Source organism: Parahoeflea alexandrii, from assembly GCF_024105735.1.
In the GTDB taxonomy this organism is placed as follows: domain Bacteria; phylum Pseudomonadota; class Alphaproteobacteria; order Rhizobiales; family Rhizobiaceae; genus Hoeflea; species Hoeflea alexandrii.
Window position 1 is genome coordinate 584,189 of record NZ_JAAAML010000002.1, and the last position, 26,407, is coordinate 610,595.

Below are 26,407 nucleotides of genomic sequence, written 5' to 3' on the forward strand. Positions count from 1 at the left end.
GTTGATTCTTGCTCCGTCAGGTCATGGCCTCGACGGTTTTCCGTTGCGCCGCGCGTTCCCTGATGATCAGCGCAAGGCCTGCAAGCGCTGCCGGTCCTGCAATGATCATCTGCGGCCATAGGCAGGCCAGTCCCAGCGCGACCCGCGCCAGGCGCTCGGTCGCGGACAGCCTGGCGCGGTCAAATCCCGCCAGCGCCGAGGCGATCATCCACATCGCCAGGGTGAAGGCGATGATGATCCAGCCGAGATCGGCCCAGCTCACCGTTGCGATATCGATCATCGCGCGGGAACCCGCAGCGCCTTCTCCGAACCATTCGAAAACCACCTGGAGCTTGTAGAGTACGGCCGGGTGGTAGACGAAGACAAAGGGAATGAGGAAGCCCGCAAGCGCGATCTTGGCGGCTTCGAACCCTGTGCGAACCGGGTCTGCCCCGGCAATAGGTGCTGCCGCGAAGGCGGCGAGCGCAACCGGCGGCGTCACCGTCGACATCATCGCGAAGAAGACCACGAACAGATGCAGCGTCAGCGGCGCGATGCCGACCGTGTCGATGCCCGAACTCAGGGCGATGACGATGATGAAATAGGTGGCCCCGGGCGGCAGCCCCATGCCGAGAACGATCGCACCGAAAGCGACGATCAGCAACACCATGAACAGCGGTCCGTCCGCCACCTGCGCCAGCAGCAGCGACAGCCGCCCGGCGAATCCGGAGGTCTGGATCAGGCCGACGATCAGACCGATCGCCGTCACGATGACGACGATGGAAGCGGCCATGCGACCAGCCTGGACGAAGGCGCCCCAGACTTTTTCGCGGGAGCGGAAATCGGGAAACAGGGCAAGCGTTGAGCACAGTGCCGCGACAAGTCCGTAAAACCCGGCCTTCGGCACGGAAGGCTGGACGAAAAGGAAGTAGGAAAGCACGCCGAGCGGGACCAGGAAGACCAGGGTCTGGACCCATTCGCCGCGGGTCAGCTGCGGCCGGGCATCGTCGGGCAGCGCCCCGATGCCGAGCCGGCGGGCCTCGAAATAGACGGCCAGGAATGTCCCCAGATAATAGAAGATCGCCGGTATCACCGCCGCGACCACGATGTAGCGGTACTCGAGCCCGATCTGGCCGGCAACGAAGAACGCCACCACGCCCATGACCGGTGGCATGATCTGCCCGCCGGTGGAGGCGGCAGCCTCGACCGCACCGGAGAATGCCGGCTTGAATCCCGATTTCTTGATCACCGGTATGGTCATTACCCCGGTCGAGACCACGTTGGAGATCGCTGCACCCGAAAGCGTGCCGAACAGTGCCGAACTGGCAACCGCCGCATGCGCGGCACCGCCGGTCAGCCCGCCGGTCAGCCGGTTGGCGATCTTCATCAACAGGTCACCCGCGCCCGATCCCATCAGGATGGCGCCGAAGACAATGAAGATCAGCACATTGCCGGTGACCACCTGAACCGGCTGCCCGAACATGCCGCCGGTCTGGGCCCAGAAATTGAGCACCATCGTGCGCAGGTTCTGCGCGATCGTCGCTTCCGATCCCGCCAGGATGCCGGCCCATTCCGGCAGCCAGCCACGGGCGAAGAAATAGACGATCCAGAAGATCGAAAAACCGACGATGAAGCCGCCATACATCCGGTAGGTGAGGTAGAGCGTCAGCACCATGGCCAGCAAAAAGGCGACGTAATCCACCCCTGAGACCGATGGCACCATGCCTGCATCGGAGACAAAGATCTTGGCGATCCACGCCGCGAAGACCGCAACCGAAAGCACTGCCATCCCCCAGTTGACGCGGCGCAGGCCGGGACTCTTGTGCAGGGTGAGCGCCGAGACCACGAAGGAGAGGGTGATCGGCAGACCGATGATCAGTCCGGTCGGCAGCAGGAAGCCCTGCTCGAAACTGCGGTGTGCCGCACCAAGCCAGTGCTCCCGCAAAACCAGCCGCTGGTCGCGCCGCGACATCTCGTCAAAGCCGTCTGTGGCGTTTGCAATCACCCAGCGGACGAATTCGCTCAGCGGCCCTGATGCTGCATAGAGCACGATGATCAGCGCGAACGCCACCGCCACCAGATCGGCAATCCGTTTGTCGGCGCGATCTGGCGGCAGATGTTCAGTCATGGCCATCCTGCTCCGTCTGCAAATGGACCTGCCGTGCCGGCCCGCGGTACTTGACTGTCAGCTCCTCCGGCACCTCCGAGCCGTCCACCAGGAACGGCAGGATGCCCTTGCGCGCCGAGGCGCCGCGCATCGCCTCGATGTCGTCGTCTGAGCGCGTGACTCGCTGGGCGTTGCGCCGGCCCCAGCGCGACAGCTTTTCGTAGAGTTCCGCAAGCACTTCCTCGTGCCCCGGCTGCCCGCCGAGATCGTGGAATTCGTCCGGATCGGTCAGGGTATCAAACAGCATCGGGCGGAACCCGCCTTCCGCATGAATGAGCTTGTGGCGCCCGTCATAGACCATGAACAGCCGCGCGTCGTCGGCGCTGACGCCCAGCGCGATCCGCATCGGCGTGACCGAGTAGTCGTATTCGCTGATCACGAAATCCCGCCACTCATCGGGCGTTTCGCCATTGAGCCAGGGCATCAGCGAACGGCCTTCGATGATGTGCCCGGGCACCTTGCCGCCCCCCGCTTCGACGAACGTGGCCGCAAGGTCGATGCTCTCGACCAGCGCGTCGCAGGTGGTGCCGCGGGTTGCGTCGGCCTCGCGGCGCGGATCATAGATGATCAGCGGGATTTTCACCGATGGCTCGTGAAACAGGTCCTTCTCGCCAAGCCAGTGATCGCCGAGATAGTCGCCATGGTCGGAGGTCACCACAATCATGGTGTCCTCCATCCGCCCGGTTGCTTCCAGGTGATCGAGCAGCCGGCCAAGCTGGTCGTCGCATTGCTTGATCAGGCCCATATAGGCCGGGATCACCTTCTCGCGGACCTCGTCGCGCTGGAAGGCCTGAGCGATCTTGTTGTTCATGAACGCGCCATAGACCGGGTGCGGATCGGTCCGCTCCGTCGCGTGACGGCGTGCGGCTGGAACACTGTTGGGGCCGAACATGTCATGATAGGGCGCCGGCACGATATAGGGCCAGTGCGGCTTGATGAAGCTCACATGCGCCAGCCAGTTGCCTTCCGCCTGGTCAAGGAAACGGATGGTCTCGGAAGTCAGCCACGGGGTTTCGCTGTCTTCCTCGCGGATGTTGGCCTGCTTGTCGGCATTCATGAACATCCAGCCGCTGGCCATGTTGCCGTCCGCGTCGACCCCCGCATTGGCATAGTCCGCCCAGGGGTTGTCGCCGTCATAGCCCTTGGATTTGAGGTATTCATTGTAGGGCGAGCGCTTGGAATCATAAAACCCGTCCGGCCCCGCGCCCCACAACCCGTCATCGCGGATAAAGGCGTCGAAGCCGCATTCCGACTGCCGCGCGCCGATCACCGTGTCCGGACTCAGGCCAAGCCGCGTCATGCCTTCCGCATCGACCTTCATGTGGGTCTTGCCGAGCAGCCAGGAGTCCATGCCGAGCTTGCGCAGATGATCGCCCAGCGTCACCTCGCCAACCCGGAGTGGAAAGCCGTTCCATTGAGCCCCATGCGAGGAGGCGTAGCGCCCGGTGTAGAAACTCATCCGGCTCGCGCCGCAGATCGGCGATTGCACATAGGCTTCGCTGAAGCGCACGCCCATTTCGGCCAGCCGGTCAAAATTCGGCGTGTGAAGATGCGGGTGACCCGCGCAGCTCAGGTAATCGAACCGGAGCTGGTCATACATGATGAACAGGATGTTCATGTGTCCTCCCAGACACCCGGATCTGCGCCCGGGCCGGGAAGATCATAGCAAACAGACCGATAGCCTCGAAACGAAATTAGTTCATTGGTATAGCTATTGGTTATCGCTGGATGCGGGTGCCAGATAGCGGGCGCGGTTCAGCACCGCATCTGCAAAGGCTTGACCGGCGGGTGTCAGCGGCCGGTCGGCCAGGGTGATGAGCCCGATCTGCACCGGCTCGACCGTGTCTTCAAGCGGCAGCGCCACGATCTCCCAGCGCGGGATGATCTCTTCGAGCATCAGCCCGGGAAACGAACACAGCCGGTCGCTTCCCTCGATCATGGCTAACAGCGAGGTGATCGAGTCCGAAGTCGTGATCGGATCGGGCACCGGCAGGCCCGCCGCCAGGAAGTCGGCGGCGATACCGAAACTGCGCTTGCGCGCGCCAACCATGATCCATTCCGCATCGACGAGTTGCTCAAGCCGGGTGGCGTTGGCATAGCGTGAGCCCTTGCCGGTGATGACGACCACTGGCGTTTTCACCAGATTGCGAATGCTCAGCCCCGCCCGGTCATCCCTGGCGGGCACCGGACCGATGACAAGATCGGCCTCGCCCGAGCGCAACACTGCAAGGGCTCCGGGAGGATGCCCGCCGGCCACCTGGAGATGCACATTGGGGAACTGTTTGCGGAAGCGGTCCATCACCTTGGGCACGATGCGGACCGCCGCCAGCGGCGACACGATCACATGCAGATTGCCCGAGCCGTCCCCCTGGATCTGGCGGATATCCTCGTCAAGCTTGCGGAACTCGGAGCTGATCATCCGCGCTCGCGCAATGATCTTGCGTCCGATTTCGGTCGGCTCCACCCCGCGCGCTGCCCGGGCGAAGATCTTGGCGCCCAGTTCCTCTTCCGCCTGCTTGAGTGTTTTCGTCAGTGCCGGCTGGGATTTCCTCAGGCTGCGTGCCGCGGCCCTGAGACTGCCGGCCTCTGCGATCGCAACGATGGTTTCGACATGCGTGACTTTCATGGGCTTCCCCAACCTGGCCCCACCCGGCCTGGCCTGCATTGGCGCAGCGGAAAGCTGTCCCCGGCGGCGGGCGGGATCATCCGGATCGGCTGGAGCTCCGTTGGTTCGCGGAACCCTAGATTGCCCGGTCCCAATCATACTGGCAGGGTCTGGGCGCCTGCTGTCGAGACGGCCAGACAGCGATCCCTGCAAACGCGCACAACATCAAGAACAAGAACGTCATAAGCACATTCCTTTCCGCAAAGGCGGCAGACACGGCGGCAGCTTCCGGTCGGGCGCGAGCCCGCGAACCTGCTCCGGTATCACCGGATAATGTGCATTTATGGTTAACGAATGCTTAAGTGACTTGTCCCGGTCGTCGTGGAAACTGCAAACATATCGATGTGCGGGCGCTGTTTCAGCGGCTTGAAACAGGATGGCCCCGCCGTTTTCCTGCCTTATGGACCTGTTTATCCGTGTTTCCCGCACCCGCCGGCAATGCCGGTCCGGACGCTCGAAATGGCCGCCTGGACCGGGTTAAGGGCTTGTTAACCAAGGCTTCTGAAATCCTGATTGGCAAACTTTGTTTAGCAATCTGTGAACGATTTGCTCCCTAGTGTCGCCACGCTCAAGGGGCACCTCCGCATGACGCGGGGTCAAGGAATTTATGTGGGGTAATCATGCACATGATGTGCACTAAATGGCTGGCGCTGCTTGCCGGCTTTCTCGGGCTGACCCTGTTGTGGTTGCCACTCAGTCTTCAGGCACAGCTGGTTTTGAGTCTTGCGGCTCTCGGTGTGATGTTCTTCGGCATGACCCGCCAGGACAACGCTGTCTTCCGTCTGATCACGTTCATTTTCTGCGGTGTTCTCGCGCTGCGCTATGCTTTCTGGCGCACCACCGAGACCTTGCCGGCGTTCTCTGAGCCGTTGAACTTCATTCCGGGCCTGCTGCTCTACATCGCCGAGATGTACTGCCTGGTGATGCTGGCAATCAGCTTCTTCATGCTTGCCGATCCGCTCAAGCGCGTCGCGCCGAAGGTCCGGTCACTCGAAGAGCTTCCGACCGTGGATGTGTTCATCCCGACCTACAATGAAGATCCGGAACTGCTGGCAGCCACGCTGGCCGCCGCCAAGTCGATGATCTATCCGCGCGAAAAGCTCTCGGTCTGGCTGCTCGACGATGGCGGCACCGAGGCAAAACGCACGCACAAGGATCCCGTGGTTGCGCTTGCCGCCACGCGGCGCCACGAGCAGCTCAAGGCGCTGTGCAAGTCGATGGGTGTGCACTACCACGCCCGTAAGAAGAACGATCATGCCAAGGCCGGCAACCTCAATGACGGCCTGCGGGTCTCGAAGGCCGAACTGGTCGTCGTCTTCGATGCCGACCATGCGCCGGTGCGCGAATTCCTCAAGGAAACCGTGAGCTTCTTCAAGGAAGACGCCAAACTGTTCCTGGTGCAGACACCACACTATTTCCTCAATCCCGATCCGCTGGAAAAGAACCTCAGGACCTTCCACGCGATGCCGTCGGAGAACGAGATGTTCTACTCGGTGCTTCAGCGAGGCCTCGACAAGTGGAACGCTTCCTTCTTCTGCGGATCGGCGGCGGTGCTCAGACGCAAGGCGCTTGATACGGTTGGCGGCTTTTCCGGTCAGTCGATCACCGAGGATTGCGAGACGGCGCTCAGCCTGCACGCCAGGGGCTGGCACTCTATCTATGTCGACAAGCCGCTGATTGCCGGCCTGCAGCCCGAAACCTTCGTCGCCTTCATCGGCCAGCGCGCCCGCTGGTGCCAGGGCATGCTGCAGATCTTCATTTTGAACCGGCCGTTCCTGGCCAAGGGTCTCACCATGGGGCAGCGCATCTGCTACGCGGGCATCAACCTGTTCTGGCTGTTTCCCCTGTCGCGGCTCGCCTTCATGCTCTCGCCGCTGCTCTACATCTTCTTCTCGCTGGAGATTTATCAGGCCAACATCCAGGAATTCGGTGTCTATGCACTGACCTACCTGATCGCGTCCTTCGCCATGCAGAGCTATCTTTATGGCAAGGTCCGCTGGCCCTGGGTGTCAGAACTCTACGAGTATATCCAGTCGGTCATGCTGGTCGGCTCCATCGTCAGCGTCGTCCGCAATCCGCGCAAGCCGACCTTCAACGTCACGGCAAAGGGCCAGACACTGGATTCGAACGGTCTCTCGCCGATCGCCGTTCCCTATTTCGTCATCTTCTTCGTGCTGTTGGCGGCTGCGGTCTACTCGGTCTGGCGGCTTGCGACCGAACCGGTCGCGTCGGATCTGCTGATGATCGTCGCGATCTGGAATCTGATCAATCTCGGCGTCGCCGGGGCAGGATTGGGTGTGGTGGCGGAAAGGCGGGAACTGCGCCGCAACCAGCGCCTTCCGATCCGCCGCCATGGATTGTTGCGCCAGGGACAGCGCACCTGGACTGTCATCCTGGTCGACGCATCGAGCGGCGGGGTCTCGGTACTGTTTCCCGAGCACGAACCCGATATTGATCCGGATTCGGACTGGTCGGGCGAAATTGAAGTCCGCCGCGGTGGCCGCGCTGTCTCGTTTCCGGTCGCCATCCGCTCGGTCAGGCAGTGCGACGGCACCAACCTGTTCGGTTTTGCCTATCCGCAGCGACGGCCGGAGACCTTCATGGCCATCGCCGAGATCATGTATTCCGACCAGGCCGTGCTGCAGGAGCGTATCTCCCGCCGCCAGGTACGCCTCGACATCGTGCGCGGGACCTTGCGCTTTGCCCGTTGGAGCGTCGTCGAATCATTCCGGGCGACCGCCTATCTGTTCGGTTTCGGCCGTTCCGGCAAGATCGTTTCCCACGCCGATGCACCGATCGTGGTCAAGCCCAACAATGCCCAGATCCCGGCCAGAACGCCGGCAGTGACGGCCCCGGTCGGCGGAGTAAGATCCCATGCGTAACCTGATTTTCTCCGCAGCCGCGGCAATGCTCCTGAGTGGCCATGCCCTTCCCATGGCAAATGCACAAAGCCTGTTGTCGGAGACGCCCTCCGCAAGCCCGGTGGTGTCGCTGCGCGGCCTTGGGGAAAGCACCATCCTGTCGACCCGGCCGATAACCGCCATCAGCTCGACACCCCGTGAGAACGCCAACCTGGTTTCATTCGAGCAGCCGGGTTCGGCGCTGATGCTGGAAGGCGAAAACGACGTCGTCGATCTCACCTTCGTGCTCGATGCCGATAGCATTGCCGCGGGCGGAGATCTGGTCATCGCCTACCGCAACGCTGTCTCGGTCATGCCGGAAGCATCGATGGTCGCCGTCATGATCAACGGATCGTCTGCCGGCGAGTTTCCAATCCGCTCGCCATCGGGTTTCGAGAAACAGACCATCCGGGTTTCACCCGCACTTCTGCGTGTCGGGGTGAACGAGGTCCGTTTGCGGGCCGTTCAGCATCACCGGGTCGATTGCTCGATGGAGGCGACCTATGAATTGTGGACCGAGATCGATCGCAACCTCTCCGGTTTTCTCGCCAGATCGCCGGTCAGGCCAGATGATTTTGCTGCGCTGCGCGGTATCGGCCGCAATGACAACGGATTGACCGACTTGCGGCTGATCCTGCCCGAAGGTGCGGGTGCTGATGCGCTCAACCGCGCGGCGCCGATACTCCAGACCCTGGCGTTGGCCCTCAACCGTGATGATCTCTCGGTCACGGTTGCCCGTAGCCCAGGTCATGGTCCGGGCATCGACCTGATCGTCGCCGTGGACGAGGATCCGGCTTCGCTCGATGATACTCGCGGCAACGAACCTTATGGCCTTTCGGTGTCGCAAGCTGCCGCTCCGGGGCGCGCCCGGGTCGTTCTGCGCGCCGCCTCGGCCGGCGAGATCCCGGGCTTGCTGCTCAGCGCCGTCCAGGGACCGCTCCAGCCGGTGCTCGACAGCGGCATTCGCGCCGGCCGCAAGGGCGAGATTCGCGCCGGTGAATCAAGCGTCTACACGCTTGCCGATGCGGGCTACGTCGCAACACCCTTCAGCGGCAGGCTGTTCCACACGCGCTTTGACATGGTGCTACCCGCCGATTTCTACCCCGCGGACTATGCCACCATGGATCTGGCGCTGCAGGCCGCAACATCGCCGGGGCTCAAGCCCACCTCGCAATTGCTCGTCCGGGTCAATGGCCACATCGTCAAGAGCCTGCCGATGCGCGACACCGGTGGCGAGGTGTTTTCCGGCCGCAAGCTGGAATTGCCATTGCGCGCCTTCCGCCCCGGCCGCAACCAGATCGAACTGCTGGCCGAGCTCGAGCGCGCGGCCGACGACCGCTGTCTGTTTGCCGAAAGGGACGACTCGGTTCCCCGCTTCATCCTGCTCGATACAACCGAAATCAGGGTTCCGGCGCTGGCCCGTGTGGCCCGGTCTCCCGAACTTGCCGCCATGGCCGGTGCCGCCTACCCCTATGCCGGCCCGTCCGGTGTTGACGTCCATGTGCTCAAACCGGACTCCCGGTCGATCTCCGCAGCCATGACCATGATTGCCAAGGTGGGTCTGGCGGCGCGGGCTCCGGTCATCACCCGGATTGCCTTCGGTCCACCGGCGTCTGACACCGGGAACGCCATCGTCATCGCACCCAGGCGCGAGATCGAGCACCTGTCGCAAAATGGCGCCGCACCGGGAGAGACAACGGCGCAGGTCATCGATTTTGCACAGGCCAGCGACTTCGCCGATCCGATCGTGACCTCGTCGATCAATCTGCCAGGTGCTGCCATTCCGCTGGCGATGACGACCGACCCGGCGGCGTTGCTTGCTGCCTTCCACCAGAAAACCCGTGATCTCGGCGACGCCGGATCTCCGGTGCGTAGCTTCACCTCCGGCATAAATGATGCCTACCGCTCGTTCAGGCAGTGGCTCAATTACGAGCGCCCCTCCGATTCCGCGCCGCTGCAGGAGGCCCGCCGCAAGGCCGAGCTGTGGCAGCGCCCCGGTGTCTCCGGCACCGGCGTGGTCACCTGGCTCACCGCGGACACCTCGTCGGATGTGGTCGCAGCATCGCAGATGCTCGCCGATCCCGCCGTCTGGAACCGGGTGGAAGGCGAGAGGGTCATTCTCGATCTGGACACAGGGTCGATCAGGACCATTCGGCCGCAAGGCCACTTTTCCCATGACATCAGCGACTACGGTCCCGGCAATCTGCGCCGTATTGCTGCGGCCTGGTTTTCCGACCACTTCCGCATCTATGTGGCGCTGGTCATCGGCCTGATGGCGGTCTTTGCCGTCTGGCTCGGCCGGGCAGTGCCGGGCGCCGGCGTGAGGACCGACAAATGAGAAAGCTTGACCGTCAGATGACGCAGTCCGGAGTATCACGGCCCCGGCCCGCACGTGGCCTTTCAATCAGCCTGGCAATGGCAATCCTGCTTGGCGGTTCTCTTTCCGGCCTTGCCGGCGACGCCAGCGGCCTGCTGTTCGAAGCCGCCCGTCCGCCGTTCCCGGCGGAGCCAGCCAGCCGGCAGGTTTCGCAATCCGGCGCCGGCACTGCCCCCGCACAACCTGCCACCGCCGAGGTCCCGCAGCTTGATCCGGTGCAGACCGCGGCCCTCTACTACTATGCAAAGCAACGCCAGACCGGCCGGGTCGAGGCCGAGCTCGCGCGTCTGCGAGCGCTGCATCCCGGCTTTGTGCCACCTCAGGATCTCTACATCGCCGCCGACCGGATCGTTCCGGACGAGACCAGCCTCTGGGATCTGTTCGCAGCCGATGACTTCACCGGTATCGATGCCGAGATCATCCGCCGAAAGGCTGCCGACCAAGCCTGGGAGCCGACGCAGGACTTTGCCACCAAGCTGGCGCGCAAGAAGCTGCGTGTGCGCATGACGGAGCTCGCCCAGGCGGGCGACTGGCTGGCGGTGGCCGATATCGCTGCCGGCATCGACCCGGAAACCGAAACCGACGTGGACCTCGTCTGGACGGGCATCGACGCGCTTTCCGCTTCGGGAAACAGGCAGGGGTTGGCACGCATGTTGCGCGGCCTTCTCGATCGCCAGGGCAAGAACCGGCTCTCCGACGAGCATCTCGTCGTCACCCTGCAGAAGGCATTGCGGGATTTTCCTGCCTCCGAAATCCGCGTTCTGGCGGCAGGCCTCTGGCCGCAGGAGAACGGGGCCTTCCTTCCATCCGCGCTGCGGCTTGACCTGGCTCGAAAGGATGTCGCGGATTTCAACGCTTCGAAGGATGCGGCTCCTGTGGCAGTTGAGACGGTGGGCCTGCTGGCCCTGGAGGCCAGGACGTCCCGCAAGCCGGAAGACCTGTCGCTGCTCGGTTGGCACGATCTCAAGCTGGAAAACCCGGAGGCGGCGGAGGAATGGTTCACCGCCGCGATGGAGATTGCGCCCGATCCGGAAAATGCCAAGGGCATGTATCTGAGCCTCGCCAGGCAGGCGAAGGACAAGCAGGCTTTCGAATTTGCCAGCCTCCATCTCGATGTCCTCTCGGACGATCCGGCGTTCCTTCTCAACGTTCTGTCTCCGCGCTTTGGCAAGCCGGGGCAGGCCATTGTCAGCGAGGATGCCGTGCTGGCCTATTCGACCGCCATTCTGGAGACAGGCGCGGCCGATCATGCCGAGATCCTTGGCTGGTATGCCTACAATTCCCGGCAGTTCGAGGCAGCCGAGGCCTGGTTCCGCCAGTCCTATGTCTGGGAGGCTACGGCCGACCGGCTCAAGGGCCTGGCCCTGACGATGCTGCGGCAGGGCCGGAAAAAGGACTATGCGGCCCTCAAGGCCGAACATGGCGGGCTCTATCCGGATATCTGGCCGGAAATCGCCGCGGCACCCACGCCTGACCGGAAGGACGCTGCTTCGGTCGCCGAACCGGCGCGCGGCGTCAAGACAAGCTATGTCCGGCATTTCGAAGCGAAAAACTATCCTGCCTGCCTGCGGGAAATCGACAGGCTCGGCGCATCTGCGCAAAAACCCGCCGTCGCCCTGATCCGCGGCTGGTGCGAACTTGGCCTCAAGCGGTTCAACGATGCGCGATCATCCTTCGAAGTCGCCATGAGCGGCACGGGACAGCAGCGTTCCGATGCGGTCTATGGTGCCGGGCTTTCCCTGCTCGGTGCAAGGCTGACTGACGAGGCAGAGGCGCTGATTACGGCCTGGCCGCTGTCGCAGGCGCGCGAACGCGAGCTTCGCGTCGAGATCTACATGCAGCGGGCCCGCTCCGCCTTCGAACAGCAGCAGTTCGAGAGCGCGTTGGCCGCACTCGATGCGCGCGCCGCGCTCGTGGCCGAATCCCGGGATCTCATGCAGATGCGTGCCTGGGCCTACTACCATCTCGGTCGCTCGGACCGGGCCAAGGCCATTTTCCGTCAGCTCAACATGGTTATTCGCGATACCGCCGCGCTGGCCGCAATCGAGATGATCAATACCAGGGAAGGGAATTGAACCCCAATGATGCCGCGTTTCATGGCCATGATGGCCTTGGCGTTTTCCGTATCAGGATGCGCCACCGGGGATGACCCCGCCGTTCTTTACACCGGTTCGATAAAGCCCGTCGGCCCGCCGCTGATCGCCGATGTTTCGCCGGATTATGCCGCCGCCTATCTGCCGCCGGTTGCGGGCCGCGTGGAAGCCGTGCGGCAATCCTCCAGGCCCGATCAGATCGACCAGAGCATCCTCTATTCGAATGCGGGATATCTCGCCGGCGAGAACGAACTGACGGTGTCCATCGCCCCTGCTTCGTCCGCAAAGTCCTACACCAGGGCCCCGACACAGCGCGAGATCATCAATGAGATCCGGACAGCTCTTCCGGGTGCGAGACTGCAGATTTCGCCGTCGATCGGCCGCAATTCGATCGGCCCGTTCGGCTATGCGTCCGGTCCTGCGGCCGCTGGCGGATCCTGCATCTTCGCCTGGCAGAACGCTGCCGACATCTCCGGTGAAACACGCAAGGGCAAGGGCTTTGGTCTTTTGACCGGGTCCCGCTATGCGGCCAGAGTGAGGCTGCGCTATTGCCACCCGGAAATGAACGAAGCGGCGCTTGTCGCCCTGATGAGCGGCCTTCGGCTTCGCGAAATCTCGGCCGGCACCATCGAAATGCTGCGCTTTGCCGAAGGGTCTGGCGTGACCGGACGGCGAGGATACGACATGTCGACAGCCGAGCCCGCGAAGGTGATCAAGACCGCCGGCACCTCGGCCAAGACGGGCGTTAGGCGTGCATCTTCCGAAAAGGCACCACCGGAAAGCGCGGGTCCCGTGTCCGGTACGCCGCGGGTGATGATGCCCGCGGAACTCGCCGGTTACAGCGCGGCGCAAGCGACGAAACCTGTTCTTGTCGCCAAGAGCGGCGCAACGACCATTACCCGGTCAAGCGCCCCGCTTGTTCCATTGCCGGCCGGTCTCGGCAGGTAGTCGGGCTCTTGTTGTTTCGGGAGCCGACATGCGGCCTTCCTGCAAAGGAAAGCCGATGACGGGTTTGAGCAAGGTCTCGAATGGCAGCTGGACCTTGCCGAAGGTGGCGAGTGCGCGGGCGCACCGCATCATCGCGTGGGGCGGCTCGGATCGTTCCCGGCGGCCTTGGCCGCTTTAGTGGCAACTTCGACAAACAGTCGTTACTCCGCCGCTTCTCCCCGGCCGGGCAGGATACTGTCTTCGATGTGCGCGCAGTCTTCCTGCAAGTCACCCATTTTTCAGCGATCGGCACTGAAAGTCCTTGCCGGGGTTTGCGTCACGGTGAAATCACAAAAAAGCCAGCTGGATGAGACATCCAGCTGGCTGCTGCTGGCCGGGGGAGGATCCGGCCGGCGAATTGGTCAAGGTGTAAACCTTAGTTGGTCGTGACGATCTTGCAGCGAGCGGCGCCGACTTCCGAAAACTCGACCTTTTCTTCGATGCCGCGTGCGCAGGTGTCCTTCAGAGCTGCCTGCTGCTCGGGAGTTGCACCGTCCCAGCGTGCCTGGAAGTCTGCATCTTCGCGGTCGTTGCCTTCGGCATCCATCATGATGTCGACGACGGCGGTGTCGCCACCAGCCATGGTTTCCATGGCCGAACGATTGTACTGCTGAACGCCCTCGGCGAATGCGCCGGTGGCAAAAATGGCGGTGAGTGCGGTTGCTGCGATGAGCTTTTTCATGATGTTTCCCTTTCGTTAATTCGTACAACAGGGAAACACCACGGGCCGGAATTGGTTCCAGAAGAATCTAAAAAAATCGGCAACGAAAGGATCGTGCACGCTCGAAAAAAGCAAGTGCGCCATGTCCGTCCTACCGGACCTCTGCCGGTCTTACGGCCGGTATTGTCCGGTCGATTCGGTAAGCCGCGTTCGGCAGACCGGCTCAGGCATACAGCACGGAATCATAGCCGTAGGTTTCGCTCAGCTTCTGGCCGAGGATGTGCTTGTGCTTGTGCTCGAAAGTGAGGAACTCGCTCAGCGTCGTCGAGCTCTCGCGTGGCCAGAGCAGCTGCAGCCGCCGGAGTTTCGTCGGCACCCGGATACCCGCCTCTTCGGCACGCACGATGATGTCGGAAATGTCGTCCCAGGTCTTCTGCATCTCGTGTGCGGCGGCAAACTCGACAATGGCCGCCTTCTTCTTCTCGTCGGTCGGGGTGTTCATCGAGGCATTGTCGAGCTCGACCTGCGCCATCTTGCGCATGTTGACTGCGTTGGGCAGCAGCCAGTTCTCGACATTCTGCATGTTCTCGGCAACACTGCCGACCAGCTTCTCGTCAAAATTCCGCATATCGAAATTGCAGCCCGATTCGGTCAGCAGCCCGCGCAGGAATTCCATCAGCTTCTTGCTGTCATTGGGCAGCAGATCGGGATAGTTCTTGTAGATGTCGGCAGCGATCCGGCTTCTGTAATAGGCGTTTCGGCCGAACCGCGCGAGCAGGGACTCGTAATGGTGGCCCGCCACCTTGTCCCGCGCGAGGTCGGATTCGGTCAGCGTCGCAATCAGGTTTTCCAGCACCTCCTCGCTTGCGCCCTGTGGCTGCCAGCGGCCGCCCTCGGTGGTGGCCGCAGCCGGGCGCTTGGCGGATTCGCCGAGAGCGCCGTGGAATGCATCGAAAATTTCACCGGCGTGTTTCAGCTCCTCCGAAAGCTGCTTGAGCATGCCCCGTTCGATCGGCCGCGGCAGACCGCCGGGCTCGCACAGCGATTCGAAGATCTTCGGTTCGCTGAACGACAGCCACTCCCGGAACTCGACGTCGCGCAGACGGGCGTCGATGAAATTGACCAGTTCCGCCAGCGCCGGCAGATCGTCCCCGGCCGGGCTCAGGCCGTTGATCCGGTAGACGCAGGTCTGCAGCACCGGTGTCCGTGCCAGGCGCATGATCAGGAAGGCCGCAACGATCTGGTCTTCCAATTGCGGCAACGCAACGAAAGCCTCTTCCCGCCCCAGCAGGCTCAACGCGCGGACCAGGATATTGCCGTCCCGTGCGGCCCTGAAGTCGTCGCGGGTGGTCCAGAAATCCGGATTGATGGCATCGGCCAGCAGCCACGGCGCCGGATCCTGTGTGAACGCATCCCAGGCGAAGGCGCCATCGGCATCACCCATGCCGTAAGAGATCGCCGAGTGGACCTTCAACGGAGTGAAGTCGAAGGGAGAATAGGGCGCTCCGACCCGGTCATGTTTGAGGCTCAAGGCCGGCGGCAGCGATTCGAAATCGCTCGGCTCCGTCAGCGACGAGCGCTTGGCCGGCCGGTGCGCATCGATTTCCGCGATCTTCTTGTGGCTGGAGGTATAGACGCCGCGCAGCAGCTGCAGCCCGGTGGTGTTGGCCTTGAAAGCGATGATGCTGTCGGAACTCAGATGCTGGCCTGCGCGCAGCTTGCGACCCATTGTGTCATAGAAGACCAGATGGTCTCCGGCCGAGATCTCGTAGACCGAAAGCTTGACCTTCTCGCCAGTGTCGTTGGGGACCACATCGACGAAGTAGTCGGGTGACGAGAGTTCGAACCAGCGATGTTCCTGGGTCAGGATCTCGATGAGGTTTTGCCCGGCATCGTCCACCTCGGCCTCGTCCCAGTCGCCGCTGCGCGAGAGCAGCTGCCGGTAGGCATCGACCAGATTGTCGCTGATCGACTGGAAGGTGCCGGGATCGATATCAATGATATCGCTCCACTCGTTGGCGCGCTGGCGATGCGCCGAGACATGCAGGAAATACAGCCCCTGCAACAGCGGCCGGCTTCCCTCGATGGTCAGAACCGCGTTCTGAACCCTGTCGTTTTCCACCGAGGCGCGTGTGATGGCGGTCGCGTCGTCATCTCTCGCCACAAGCTCGGCTTCGGTGATGTCATAGCCGACCGGGAAGATCTGCAGCGCGTCCTCGAGATGCGGAACCTCGAGGCGGAAACTGGAAACGGCAACGACGTTTGCCAGTTCGTCGGCTTCGTGCACGGGCCAGGATGTGAAATACCCGGCCCAGCCGATATGGGCATTGGGTTTCTTGACATGGTGGATGCGCTTGTCCGACCAGACGAACCTGGCATCGGGGTCGTCTCCCGGCTCCTCCGGAAGCGCGATCACCACATTGCCATATCTCGCATTGGGTACAAGCCCATCGGTCTCGCGCGCCAGCTCGAAGGCCTTGAGTGGCCTGGCGGTCTGCGCATCATCGATCAGCAATTCGACGGAATGGGTGCCGCGCGGCAGGCGAAGCGTTCGCAGGAAGCTCTCGCCTGGACCGATCGAGAATGCATCGACGACGATGCCCGACCGGTTGCCCTCACGGAAGGCATGCGGCTTGAGATGGCACAGCACGATCGCTCCCTTGCGATGCTTGACCAGCTCTTCGCCCTTGCTGGCAAAATATCCCAGCACCGCCTGGTCTTCGCCGTCCCAGGCCAGCCAGACATTCTCGCAACCCCCGCCCCGATAACCCATTCGACTCTTTCCTGTACTATTCAAATGGTTTATTGCTTGGAGAAACCTACAATGAAATTCAGCGAAAGGGAAAGCTGAATTGGCTGTTAATGCTAACGACGAGATACATGTCGGCCTTACCGGACCGGTGAGATCAGGGAAGACGAACTTGTTCGTCGACTTCGCAAAATGCGTCGAGTTGAACTTTCACGGGTTCCGGCAGCTTCATAACATCAAAATCGAAACCGATCGGGTCAACCGAAAATTACTTCGCAGTTACTACCGGAATCTGCCCGACGCGACCGAAAGTGTCACCGATATCCGGTTTGATCTTGAACTTGATCTGCCGTCGCGCAGTGATCTTGACCTGGCGGGCGGACTTGAAAACCGCCAGTTCACCATTCACGTCCGCGATGCTCCGGGCGAGGCGGCCTTTCCAAGCAGCGAACTGGGCGGAAAGGCCAATCCGCATGCCGAGAAAGCCAAGGAGCTCGATGAATGGTTCTCCCGGGCAAAGGGGATCGTGTTGGTCATTTCTGCCCTGAACGCCGGCACCGACGAGGGCTTCGAAGCGCTCATTGATAAGGTCGAGGATTTCTTCGAGCGGGCCGGAAAGCCGGAGTTTCAGAACCTCGAGCGGGTGGCGATCGCAATCAGCATGTTCGACCTGCTGCTCCTGCGCTTCGGCAATCGCTCGCGCGATATTGCGACCGAGCCCGAAGCCGTGCTCGCAATCCTGCACGCGCACATGCGCCCGGCCTTCGACATCATCAAGGATTTCCGGCCGTTTCCGTCGCAGGAGCGCGATATCGATCTGCGTTTCATCGCCACGTCGAGTTACGGCTTCCACCCGCAACTCGGCTGTGCCAACATAGACGCAAGTGCCGAGATCCTCGACCCCGGCAATTCGCGGTTCCCGGTACCGCTGACACCGGACAATGTCCGCTATCCCTACATGACCGCGGATCCGTTCATCTTCGCAGCACTCGGGCTCGACAGCCCGTTCCTGTTCACGCGCGACGAGATCCTCAGCGGAATACTGAAGGACCGGCAGGAGCCGGCCGTTGCCGCCGAGCCCGCGCCAAAGGCAGCGCTCCAGTCTCCCGAGACAAGCGAGAATTCCCCGGTCTGATCAGCGCATCGACAGCCCACAGGCCTGGCTGAAATGACGTACCGTCTCAGCCGTTGAGGCCGCATCCGATCAATGATGACCGGCGGCACCAAGATTTAATCCGGTCGCGACATGGCGTTGGCAACTGCAGTTTGAGCCGTTCCGGGGAAGCAGAAACCGGTGCCGCCAGGGGCGAGCACCAGACTCCGCTCTATATCTCACGCCTGAAATTTGGCCTGACCACCACGGGCCGGCGCCGGCGGGGTCGCTGCGCCGGATTGGCCTCGGTGTCATCCATGGCTTCAGCGGCGGAAGCGGCGAGCGCTGTCTGCGCTGCCGCCGCACTTGCCGGAGGCCTTTCCTCACCGCCCTGCCGGGCCGCGGCATCGCGCGGTTCAGACACCGGGTTCAGGCCGTCGGCGACAGCCGTGGTCTCCAGGACGCTGGCTTCGGGCTCGGGCGCAGCGTTTCTTGCCTCGAGCGCTTCGTTGTGCCGGCTGATCCGGCGACCCACCTCGGCCAGCCCCTGTTCTGAAATCAGGATTCCACGGCTGGTTTTCCGGGCCAGCTGCTTGCGGACCAGGCTGTCGACGATGAGCCGCATCTGGCTGCGCATTTCGTGCGAGTAATCCTCGTCATAAAGCAGCGGCAGCAGATAGCCCTGCTTGTCATACACCGCGTTCAGGATGACGTTCTTGGCCGCCAGCACCGAGTCCGGGTCGTCCGGCTTGGCGTCGAGGTCGAGATCGGCGACATCAATGTCGTCCTTGCGGCGTGACTTCTTGGCGATGGCATTGGCGTCCCAGAACAGCTTGGAGAGCAGAAGCGACAATTCCTGCAGGAGAGCCAGCAGGGCGGGGAAATAATCCCGCGCCGAAGCCGTTCCGTTGAACAGCGCCTCGACCTTGCCGATTGCCTTGCTGATCGCGTCCTGGGAAGGGTTGATGCGGTCATAGAGACTGGCCAGATCCTCGCGATAGGGGCCCCCTTCCAGTCCGCGCGCCTCGGCCGCGGCAAGACAGGTTTCCAGCACGTCTGCCCGCATCTCGTCATAGGCGCGGGTGATCGGCTTCAGCCGCTCCGGACCCGATAGGTCCAGCATGTCGTTGCGCAATCCGTCGATGATCTGCTTGCGGCGATCGGTCTCCTCGCAGACCTGGTTGAGGGCGGCCTGGTCGGCTTCCAGTGTTTCGATCTGCCGGAACACAGCCATCAGCGGCTGCGGTTCGCATGCGGGCAGGTCCGACATCGATTCGAGATCCGACAGGATCTCCGTGACCACCTGGCAGTAGCTGGCGGTTTGCCTGAAGCTAGTCTGGGAGGGTGTATCGACGAAGGCATTGACGCTTTGCAGAAAGCCGCCGGCATCAAGGGTGTAACCCGATGCGACATCCTCGCTGAGCTGGTTTGCGGCTGACTCGATGTCGGCAGCGATCTTGACCAGCTCCGACTGAAGCGCGGCCTGTTGCTGGCTCGCGCCGAGCAACTGGTCGCGGGCGGAGCTGTACTGCTTGTCGGCGTCAACCAGCTCTGTCCGGGTATCAGCGAGCTTTTCTCCCAGCGCGTTGTAGCAGGTGCCGGCCAGTCCGCCACCGGTGCCTGCACGGCGCCTGCGATTGCAGGCGGGATCACTCACCAGCTGACCGGCAAGCCCGTCGGCCAGAAGAATGGCCTTCTCGCCGGGTGGCACGCCCGGTTCGCCTTCCTCCTGCTTCAGGGCCAGTTCCAGCTGGTCGGCGAGGTCGGCGGTCGCGGCTTGTCTTTGCTGCCGTTCAGCGACCAGGCTCTCCAGAGCGTTGATCTGGGTCGAGAGGCTGGAGAGCTCCCGCTCGGCTTCGCCCTGCCGCGTGGTGAGCTGGGCCTGGCGATTCCGGAGCTCGACCTTTTTGGCTTCGACCAGCGACTGGATTTCGGAAGCGATCTCCTTCTTGCGGTCACGGTCGCGCAGTTCATCGGTGAGCGCACCCATCCGGATCGAATAATCCTTCAACGCCTCGTCCGAAAGCAGGGTGGCTCGCTTGTCGGCGTAGCGATCGTTCATGTCCTGGCTGATATCGTGAGCGTAGAGCCCCATCTGGCGCAGATTGGTCTCGGCATTTGCGAGGTCGGAGCCGCCCACGCTGAGAAACTGCTGATGGTAGGACGCAAAGGAGGAAATCCAGCAGATCGCCACCGCCACCAGGTAGAACGGCATGACCAGCGCCACCTGCGTCAGCCGGTTGGAGGAGATGCCGTCGCCCAGTACAAGCGATGTAAAGGCGAGAAAGCCGACAGCAAGTGCTGTTATGCCGACCCAGGCATAGGTCTCGGTCATGAATATTCGAGCGCCACCACTTGTCGCGTAAGCAGTCATGAAGAATGCAACCAAAGCGAAGACAATAATGAATGTCTGCTTCAGACGCGTGGTGCTTAGGATTGCAGTCCCGTCATTCTGTTTGCTGTCCATCTCAACGCCTGCTCCCTTTACTCAAACACGAATGGTCATCAACCCCGGCGTCGTGGCGGTATACGAATTGTTAACACGGGTGCTTTCATTCCCGCAAGGCGAGTCGCCACGAGAAGCACCAGCGCTGCCGGTATTGCCATGAAGAGGTGATGACTGGTTCCCGCCGACAGCCATGTCATTGGCTGCCCCATCACCGGCAACAGGCCGAAGGCATTCGACCAGGCCAGTATCCATTGCATCAGAAACAGCATGCCCGCGCCCAGCGCTATACAGGCAAGCGCCTGGTCCGCACCCGTTTCAACCGGATCGCGCGATCGCTTGGCCTGCAGTTTCAGATAAAGCCCGATGACGAGGAAGATGAAACAGGCCTGCAGCGCGATCAACAGCGTCGCGGCGGCATTGCCGTGACGGGTGGCAATGTAGGTGGCGGCAAAATCGCTCTGTACCACGGGAACGCAATGCGGCCGCACCGGCCCCTTCAGGGTCGACGGCGTGCATCGAAGCGTGTCCGCCTGTGGCGCCTCGTCCGGGCAGGTGATCCCCAGCCCCTTCGAGATCCCGTCGCCAAGCCACTCGACGGCCTTGCCGACATTGTAGGGTGCGGCTGTCAGTTCGGCGCTCAACCCGCATTGCGCATTGGCAAGCGTGGCCCGTGATCTCAGAACGTGGAAGTTCATGTCCCGCAGCATCAGCTGCCGAGGCTCCTCATATCCGCCGGTGCGGCCGAAACGCAGGTCGGCCCAGCTCATCAGCCGCTCGACCGGCAGCCGTCGGCCTTCACCCAGCACCTTTTCCAGTTCGGTGATCTGCTTGTCCGGACCGTAAAACCAGGACCAGTCCTGCACCCCGAGCCCCGCCTTTGTCGGCACGTCCCGCAGCGCCACCGCCATGACCAGCGCGATCAGAGGTGCGGCGATCGCGACCCGCGCCAGCGTCCAGTTGACGCGATTGCGGAATGCGACGGCGATTGTGATGACCGCAAGGCATGTCACGGACACCGCCAGAATGACCATCTCATTGCGCATCATCGCCCAGGCGCCCATCAGTGCCAGCGGCAGCCCGAGCAACAGAATGAAGACTGCGCGCGGAACGGTGAGTGTGCGGATCAGCATGGCAACCAGAAACATCAGCGCGATGCCCGCAGCGATCGCATACTCGATCCTTCCCCCCAGCAGCTCGAAAACCTGCGCAATGCGCTCGGCGGTCAGCAGCGGCGCCAGGATGAGGGCGGCGAAGACCATCAGCAGCAGCACGAACTGACCGGCGCCCAGCCTGAAATCCCGGATCGAGGGCACGTAGGAAAGCGGAATCCGCCTGATGTCACGCAGATCGTCGAATTCTTCTTCCCGGATCCGCCAGCCGATGGCCATGACCCCGACCACCGCGGTGATCGCAGTTGCCGAACTGATGATGATCAGGGGTGAATAGTCGGACTTCACCGCCGGAACGAACAGCAGCGCGGCGATGAAGAACGCCGAGAGGACCACCGCGATCAGGGTTATGCCGAACCAGGCCTGTGCCAGCAGGCGGGCCCGGATCAGCCACTGTGCCAGTGACGCGCCGAGAAGCACGACGATGGCGAATTTGCCCGCTTCGACCGGCTGGATCGATCCACCGAGACCGGTCTGGTTCCCGAGGAAGAACCAGGCTGCAAACAGCGCAAACACGATCGCCAGCAGCCACATCGTCGGTGAGAAGAAGGAGGGACGCCCGGCGAAATCATTGCCGATCCTGAGCTTGAGCGCGGTCGGAGACACGATGGTCAGTGCCATCACGAACAGCGGCAGGATGTCGAGCACCACAAGCTTATGCTTGATGAAAAAGCGCTCCCAGTCGGAATTGGGACCCTCGGCGCTCATGCTGAACATCGAAATCGAGCCGATCGCGATGATCGCGGTCAGGACCAGCCAAAGCGCCGAAAGGCCGGCGCCGCCGGAGCGGTCGAGCGTCACAACGATGGTCGCGCACACCCACAGCGCCCCCATCGCGTAGAAAAGCCAGCGCGCCGCATCGGGAATCTCGATGAACAGACGGGCAATCGCAACAAGGTCAGGAGCCAGCGCCAGAAGCAGCACCAGACCACCGGCGAGGGTCAGGAAAACCGCGCGCACGATGCTTCCGTTGGAGCGCCAGATGGTCGCGCCGGGAACCGCAAGAACAATCAGCAGCGATAGGCAGATCGCCGCGCCCCGGGCGAGGATCTCGGCGCTGACCAGCCCTTCGGGACTGCTCACGAACAGCCGGTCAAGCGTTGTCGGAAGTGTTAGCTTGGCTACCTCGATGCTTGCCCCTTCCGGCAGCGTATTGGGCGAACTGTCAAGCGGTGGAGGGCAATCTTCGGCTGAAGCGGTTTCCACCACGATGTCGGATGTCTGTGCGCAAACGCTGTCGTCGAACAGCGCAATCCTGCGGTTGGGCAGGATGTGCACTTCCCAGCCGCCGCCAGACAGCGGCTTTGCAACGATTTCATGCCGGGTCTTGCCGGCCGTGAAATGCGTGACCGGCGGATACGCGAGTGGCCCCGTCGAGGCGACTGTCACCTCGATGCCGGTGCGGCCGTAATTCTGGCGCACCCGGGTACCGTCCACCCAGGTTTCGAAACTGACGGGAACCAGTTGAGCATCGCGGTAGATTGAAACAAACAGCCGATCGTCGGAGAGGTTCTTGCTGACGATGAATTCCAGTTCCGGGTTGGCCCGTGGCATGGCCACCAGGGCATACCGGTGCATCGTGCAGTCGACCTCTCCGCCCAGAACGGCGATGGTCGTCCTGCCTTTTCGCCGCAGAAGGTCGCTCAATCCAACCGGTTCGAGATAGTCCGACAGGCTGCGCACGACATCATCGCTCAGCCTGTTCGCCTGGGACACCACCCAGCTTGCGGTGCTTTGTTCATAACAATCGGCGGCCGGTTGCCCGTTGACCGCAATTTCCGCTCCGTCGCGATAAACCACTGCGGTGGAGGTTCTGCCGGACCAGTCCTCGACATCGAACTTCAGCCCGCCACCGTCGCCGGCCGAGATGCTGACGAACTGGGACCCGGCGGAAAGCACCGTGACGGCGCCTTTCGCGCGGGAGATCTCGTAACGTTCGCTCGAGCCTTCCTCGGTCTTGCCACCGAATTCGACATTGAGATCGCGCAGCTCCGCCACCCGGCTGATCAGCAGCCGGCCGTCCTCGGACGCGCGCAGGCGCACATGTTGCAATTCTGCCGAACGGGCGCCGGCAGGCTGGAGCAGTTCGGCGCGTCCCAGCACCACTTCCTCTCCCGGCGGTATGGTCAGCGTCAGGTCCTTGAGCGAACTGAAGCGGGGGGCGTTTTCCGCAGCCGTGTTGAGCGCAAACAGCCACCAGAAGATCACTGCCACTGTGCCCAGGCCGAAGCCCAGGCGCACCAGAATGGCGAAGATCCATGTGATGGAGCGCACGAGCTTCATTTTTCCGCCTCGTACAAGGCAAGAAGGAAGTCACGCACGATCGGCCCGCACACCGAGCCGCCATAGCTCGGGGAAAACGCCACCCGGCAGGCAAAGGCGATTTTCTGGTCAAACCCGGGAAGGCCGGGTACCGGATCGACATAGCCGACAAGCCAGGAAGCGTATCGTCCATCAGGGGGTGCATTGGTGTTGAACACCGGTGCCGTTCCCGTCTTTGCGTAGACCGAGTTGCGCAGCTCCGCAGGAATTTTGGCGAAGGCGCTGCGCGAGGTGCCGCCCTGCTTTCGCACCACGGCCGCCATGCCGTCGCGGATTTCCCGCAGGAAGCTGTCCGCCAGCGCCTGTTTTTCAGGCGGCGCGATCAGCAAAGGCTGACCTTCCTCCGGATCATTGGACGGCCCACGCTGTTCCTGCGGCACAAGGTGGGGCCTGACGATCCGGCCCGATGCGACCGAGGCTGCGACCGAGGCCATCGACAGCGGGCTGGCCGTAACGCTGAGCCCGATGCCGCCGCGGGCCAGCCGCAGCCGCCGCGGTTCACCGGGAGGTACCGGCAATCCGGCTTCGACGATGAGCGGACTTGCCCGGCCGCGCCCCGTGGCGGGATAATTGACATCAAGAATGTCGAGCGCGCTCTTGCGTGCGATCGCCTCGGGACTGCGCGCGGCGGGGAAGAACCGTTCGGCTTCGCGCGCCAGCAGCAGATCAGGGACCAGTCTGGTGTGCTCGAACCCGGTTTCCGGATCGACAAGCTTGTCGGCGTCCAGATACATGGCGATGCCGGCAAAATACAGGTTCGAGGACCGCTTGATGGCTTCGCACAGGCCGCCTCGGGGCGCGGGCGTATCCCCGCAGCCGCTTTCGACCCCGGTTTCGCGAATGTGGGCAATGCCGCTGCGCACCCCGGCGGAAGAGGCCGAATTGCCCATGCAGAAGACGATACGGTCGCGCGCGCCGAGGATCGGCAGTGCGTTGAGTTTCTTCGGATCGCGCTCCTCGTAGTTGGGGGTGCAGCGCCCGTTGAACGAAGGCCGGGTGGCGACGATACCGAAGAGATCGGCAATCCGGTTCGGGCTTGCGCGCCCCAGCAAGACCTCCTCAAGCGCCGCATCGCCGCTGTCGAGAACATACTGGCTGGCGGCAAGCGCGGTGATCAGCTTGAACGATGACCCCGGTGTGCCGCGCAGATCGTAATTACGCCAGGCATAGGCTGCCAGCGGGCTTTTGGAAGACGCCGTCAGTTCCAGCGTTTCGATGTCCCACGACGACATTCCGGTGCGCGGCTGCGGCAGGCTGGCAATGGCCAGAACATCGCCGGCATCCTCGCCTTCGGCATCCAGGATGACGAGGTCGGCGCGGCGGCTGCATCGTTCCTCGTCCTTCGGGCACCTGTAATTCTGTACCAGCGCCGCCAGCGCCTTTTCCTGGTAGTCGGGAACAAGGGTCAGCGACGGGTTTTCTCCCGCCTCGGTCCGGGTCAGGGCGGCTGCCACCGAGCCTGAATCCCCGGTGCCAAGCCCGAGCAGCGGGGCGAGGCCGATCTCGAAAGCCTTCTGGGTCAGAGCCCCTTGGGAATCGAGAACAGGCAGATCGCCCAGCGCCAGCCCGGTCAGCGGCTCCGACTGGCGCTCCACCCTCTGGCTGTCCGGAACGTTCCAGCTCAGCTCGCAACCGGTATCGCGAGCCCCCCTGGCCGATTTGCCGGTTTCGAATCCGGATAGGTCGCAGGCAACCCGGATACGGCCGAACCCGAGCGAGACCTTCTCATCGGGCGTCGCGGCCGCTTCCGTTTCGCGGTTGGCAAGATAGCGCCTGAGGCCGCGGTCGATCCGGATCGACGGCTCGATGACCAGTTCGAGATCGGCAACCCGGCCTTTCGGTTCGCTCAGCAATAGCAGCGATCCGGTCGGCCGTCCGCGCGGGTTTTCGCCCTCGCAGCGAACCCTGTGACCGATGCCCCGCGAATCGTCGCCACAGAAGATCGCCAGCGACGCCATCTGGCGCTTTCCGGCAGCCTCACGCAACTCGTCCTCGGAGGTGGTCGGGTCGATTTTCAACGGCGTCCCGTTGACCGAAACGGATTTGACCGCACCGATGGTCCGGATACTCACCGGCAGGTCGCCGAATGCCATGCTGGTTGTGAACCGGTACTCACCGGATTCGCCGGTCTGCGTATCGATAACCGGCGTGATGACTTTCCAGTCCGCGAAGAAACTCTCGGTCTCGCTGGCCAGGAAGGCATAGTCGAACTGCGAAATGGTCGCGGTCGTGATTGACTGGACGGCCCTGCCATCGGCGGCAATCGTTGCATCCCATTTGTTCGGCAGGCAGCGCGGCGGAACAAACAGCCTGGCGCTGCTCACGCCATCGGCGCAAGCCACACCTTCATCTGAAAGAAGAGCGCTGGCGGCCTCTCGGTTGTCTGAAACCGCAACGATCCGGTAGCTCTGGTTGAAGTTGGCGACCTCCTGGCGGATCCGCTCGCCCTGCGCCGATTCACACAGTTCGCGGATGTATTTGCGGCCGTCCTCTCCCGCCGGGCCGGAGACCAGGGTGACGGTTTCGGGCGAGCGCAGCGCCAGCGTGTTGCACGGGGCATGTCCAAGCGAGACCGAAACCCCGTCGCGCACCGGCCAGATGGCGCCGCCCGCGCTGAGGAAATCGAAGGTGGTTGCATCGAACGCCAGGGCGCTCGGGATCTCGACGCGCTCCATCCAGACACGGTTGATCCTGAAGGTCTCGACAAAGAAATACGCACCCGCATAAAGAATGCCGGCAAGCAGGGTCAGCACAACGATCTGGAAATAGCGCGCACCGAGCAGCCTGGCCTTCATC

The 26,407-nt window shown here is 62.7% G+C and carries 13 protein-coding genes; 5 read left to right on the plus strand and 8 right to left on the minus strand.

Translation table 11 applies throughout. The features are described 5' to 3' along the window. Positions 1-16 precede the first annotated feature (16 nt). From GTW23_RS12535 to GTW23_RS12545, 3 genes are all read right to left on the minus strand, one after another. Positions 17-2,107, minus strand: coding sequence for a TRAP transporter permease (locus GTW23_RS12535; RefSeq protein WP_252916007.1), 2,091 nt, complete (start codon positions 2,105-2,107; stop codon positions 17-19). Next, the gene (locus tag GTW23_RS12540) at positions 2,100-3,764 is read right to left on the minus strand and encodes a sulfatase-like hydrolase/transferase (protein WP_252916008.1); all 1,665 of its coding nucleotides are present in this window, start codon (positions 3,762-3,764) and stop codon (positions 2,100-2,102) included. The genes GTW23_RS12535 and GTW23_RS12540 overlap by 8 nt, the downstream gene beginning before the upstream one ends. A gap of 93 nt (positions 3,765-3,857) precedes the next feature. Continuing rightward, on the minus strand, positions 3,858-4,772 hold the full coding sequence (locus GTW23_RS12545) for a LysR family transcriptional regulator (protein ID WP_252916009.1): 915 nt from the start codon (positions 4,770-4,772) through the stop codon (positions 3,858-3,860). A gap of 665 nt (positions 4,773-5,437) precedes the next feature. Between GTW23_RS12545 and bcsA the strand changes: the two genes are divergently transcribed. The 4 genes from bcsA to bcsN are packed head-to-tail and all read left to right on the plus strand — an operon-like array spanning position 5,438 to position 13,129. Next, on the plus strand, positions 5,438-7,693 hold the full coding sequence (gene bcsA / locus GTW23_RS12550) for a UDP-forming cellulose synthase catalytic subunit (RefSeq protein ID WP_252916010.1): 2,256 nt from the start codon (positions 5,438-5,440) through the stop codon (positions 7,691-7,693). Continuing rightward, positions 7,686-10,049, plus strand: coding sequence for a cellulose biosynthesis cyclic di-GMP-binding regulatory protein BcsB (locus GTW23_RS12555; protein WP_152010866.1), 2,364 nt, complete (start codon positions 7,686-7,688; stop codon positions 10,047-10,049). The genes bcsA and GTW23_RS12555 overlap by 8 nt, the downstream gene beginning before the upstream one ends. Continuing rightward, entirely contained in the window at positions 10,046-12,163 is a 2,118-nt protein-coding gene (locus GTW23_RS12560) for a hypothetical protein (RefSeq protein WP_152010865.1), read from the plus strand. Before GTW23_RS12555 ends, GTW23_RS12560 begins: the two co-directional genes overlap by 4 nt. Positions 12,164-12,169: 6 nt before the next feature. Further along, a complete protein-coding gene (gene bcsN / locus GTW23_RS12565) occupies positions 12,170-13,129 on the plus strand; it encodes a cellulose biosynthesis protein BcsN (RefSeq protein ID WP_152010864.1) in 960 nt (319 codons plus the stop codon). 415 nt (positions 13,130-13,544) lie between these two features. On the opposite strand, the gene GTW23_RS12570 is transcribed toward bcsN, so the two are convergent. Next, the gene (locus GTW23_RS12570; RefSeq protein ID WP_252916011.1) at positions 13,545-13,850 is read right to left on the minus strand and encodes a hypothetical protein; all 306 of its coding nucleotides are present in this window, start codon (positions 13,848-13,850) and stop codon (positions 13,545-13,547) included. A gap of 202 nt (positions 13,851-14,052) precedes the next feature. Continuing rightward, on the minus strand, positions 14,053-16,602 hold the full coding sequence (locus tag GTW23_RS12575; protein WP_252916012.1) for a hypothetical protein: 2,550 nt from the start codon (positions 16,600-16,602) through the stop codon (positions 14,053-14,055). A gap of 148 nt (positions 16,603-16,750) precedes the next feature. Between GTW23_RS12575 and GTW23_RS12580 the strand changes: the two genes are divergently transcribed. After that, complete coding sequence (locus GTW23_RS12580) at positions 16,751-17,713, plus strand: hypothetical protein (RefSeq protein WP_252916013.1); 963 nt, start codon at positions 16,751-16,753, stop codon at positions 17,711-17,713. Between the two features lie 190 nt (positions 17,714-17,903). Here GTW23_RS12580 and GTW23_RS12585 read toward each other — a convergent pair whose 3' ends face one another. The 3 genes from GTW23_RS12585 to GTW23_RS12595 all read right to left on the minus strand — a co-directional run bounded on the left by GTW23_RS12585 (position 17,904) and on the right by GTW23_RS12595 (position 26,406). Further along, the gene (locus tag GTW23_RS12585; RefSeq protein ID WP_252916014.1) at positions 17,904-20,006 is read right to left on the minus strand and encodes a hypothetical protein; all 2,103 of its coding nucleotides are present in this window, start codon (positions 20,004-20,006) and stop codon (positions 17,904-17,906) included. Positions 20,007-20,176: 170 nt separating this feature from the next. Further along, on the minus strand, positions 20,177-23,572 hold the full coding sequence (locus tag GTW23_RS12590; protein ID WP_252916015.1) for an FtsW/RodA/SpoVE family cell cycle protein: 3,396 nt from the start codon (positions 23,570-23,572) through the stop codon (positions 20,177-20,179). Further along, on the minus strand, positions 23,569-26,406 hold the full coding sequence (locus GTW23_RS12595; protein WP_252916016.1) for a penicillin-binding transpeptidase domain-containing protein: 2,838 nt from the start codon (positions 26,404-26,406) through the stop codon (positions 23,569-23,571). The genes GTW23_RS12590 and GTW23_RS12595 overlap by 4 nt, the downstream gene beginning before the upstream one ends. Between the last annotated feature and the right edge of the window lies 1 nt (position 26,407).

Coding starts and splice junctions, on each gene's coding strand:
- GTW23_RS12575 (WP_252916012.1), bottom strand. CDS start 16,602: ATGGGTTATCGGGGCGGGGGTTGCGAGAATGTCTGGCTGGCCTGGGAC.
- GTW23_RS12560 (WP_152010865.1), top strand. CDS start 10,046: ATGAGAAAGCTTGACCGTCAGATGACGCAGTCCGGAGTATCACGGCCC.
- GTW23_RS12540 (WP_252916008.1), bottom strand. CDS start 3,764: ATGAACATCCTGTTCATCATGTATGACCAGCTCCGGTTCGATTACCTG.
- GTW23_RS12595 (WP_252916016.1), bottom strand. CDS start 26,406: ATGAAGGCCAGGCTGCTCGGTGCGCGCTATTTCCAGATCGTTGTGCTG.
- bcsN (WP_152010864.1), top strand. CDS start 12,170: ATGATGCCGCGTTTCATGGCCATGATGGCCTTGGCGTTTTCCGTATCA.
- GTW23_RS12570 (WP_252916011.1), bottom strand. CDS start 13,850: ATGAAAAAGCTCATCGCAGCAACCGCACTCACCGCCATTTTTGCCACC.
- GTW23_RS12535 (WP_252916007.1), bottom strand. CDS start 2,107: ATGACTGAACATCTGCCGCCAGATCGCGCCGACAAACGGATTGCCGAT.
- GTW23_RS12555 (WP_152010866.1), top strand. CDS start 7,686: ATGCGTAACCTGATTTTCTCCGCAGCCGCGGCAATGCTCCTGAGTGGC.
- GTW23_RS12545 (WP_252916009.1), bottom strand. CDS start 4,772: ATGAAAGTCACGCATGTCGAAACCATCGTTGCGATCGCAGAGGCCGGC.
- GTW23_RS12585 (WP_252916014.1), bottom strand. CDS start 20,006: ATGACCGAGACCTATGCCTGGGTCGGCATAACAGCACTTGCTGTCGGC.
- GTW23_RS12590 (WP_252916015.1), bottom strand. CDS start 23,572: ATGAAGCTCGTGCGCTCCATCACATGGATCTTCGCCATTCTGGTGCGC.
- bcsA (WP_252916010.1), top strand. CDS start 5,438: ATGATGTGCACTAAATGGCTGGCGCTGCTTGCCGGCTTTCTCGGGCTG.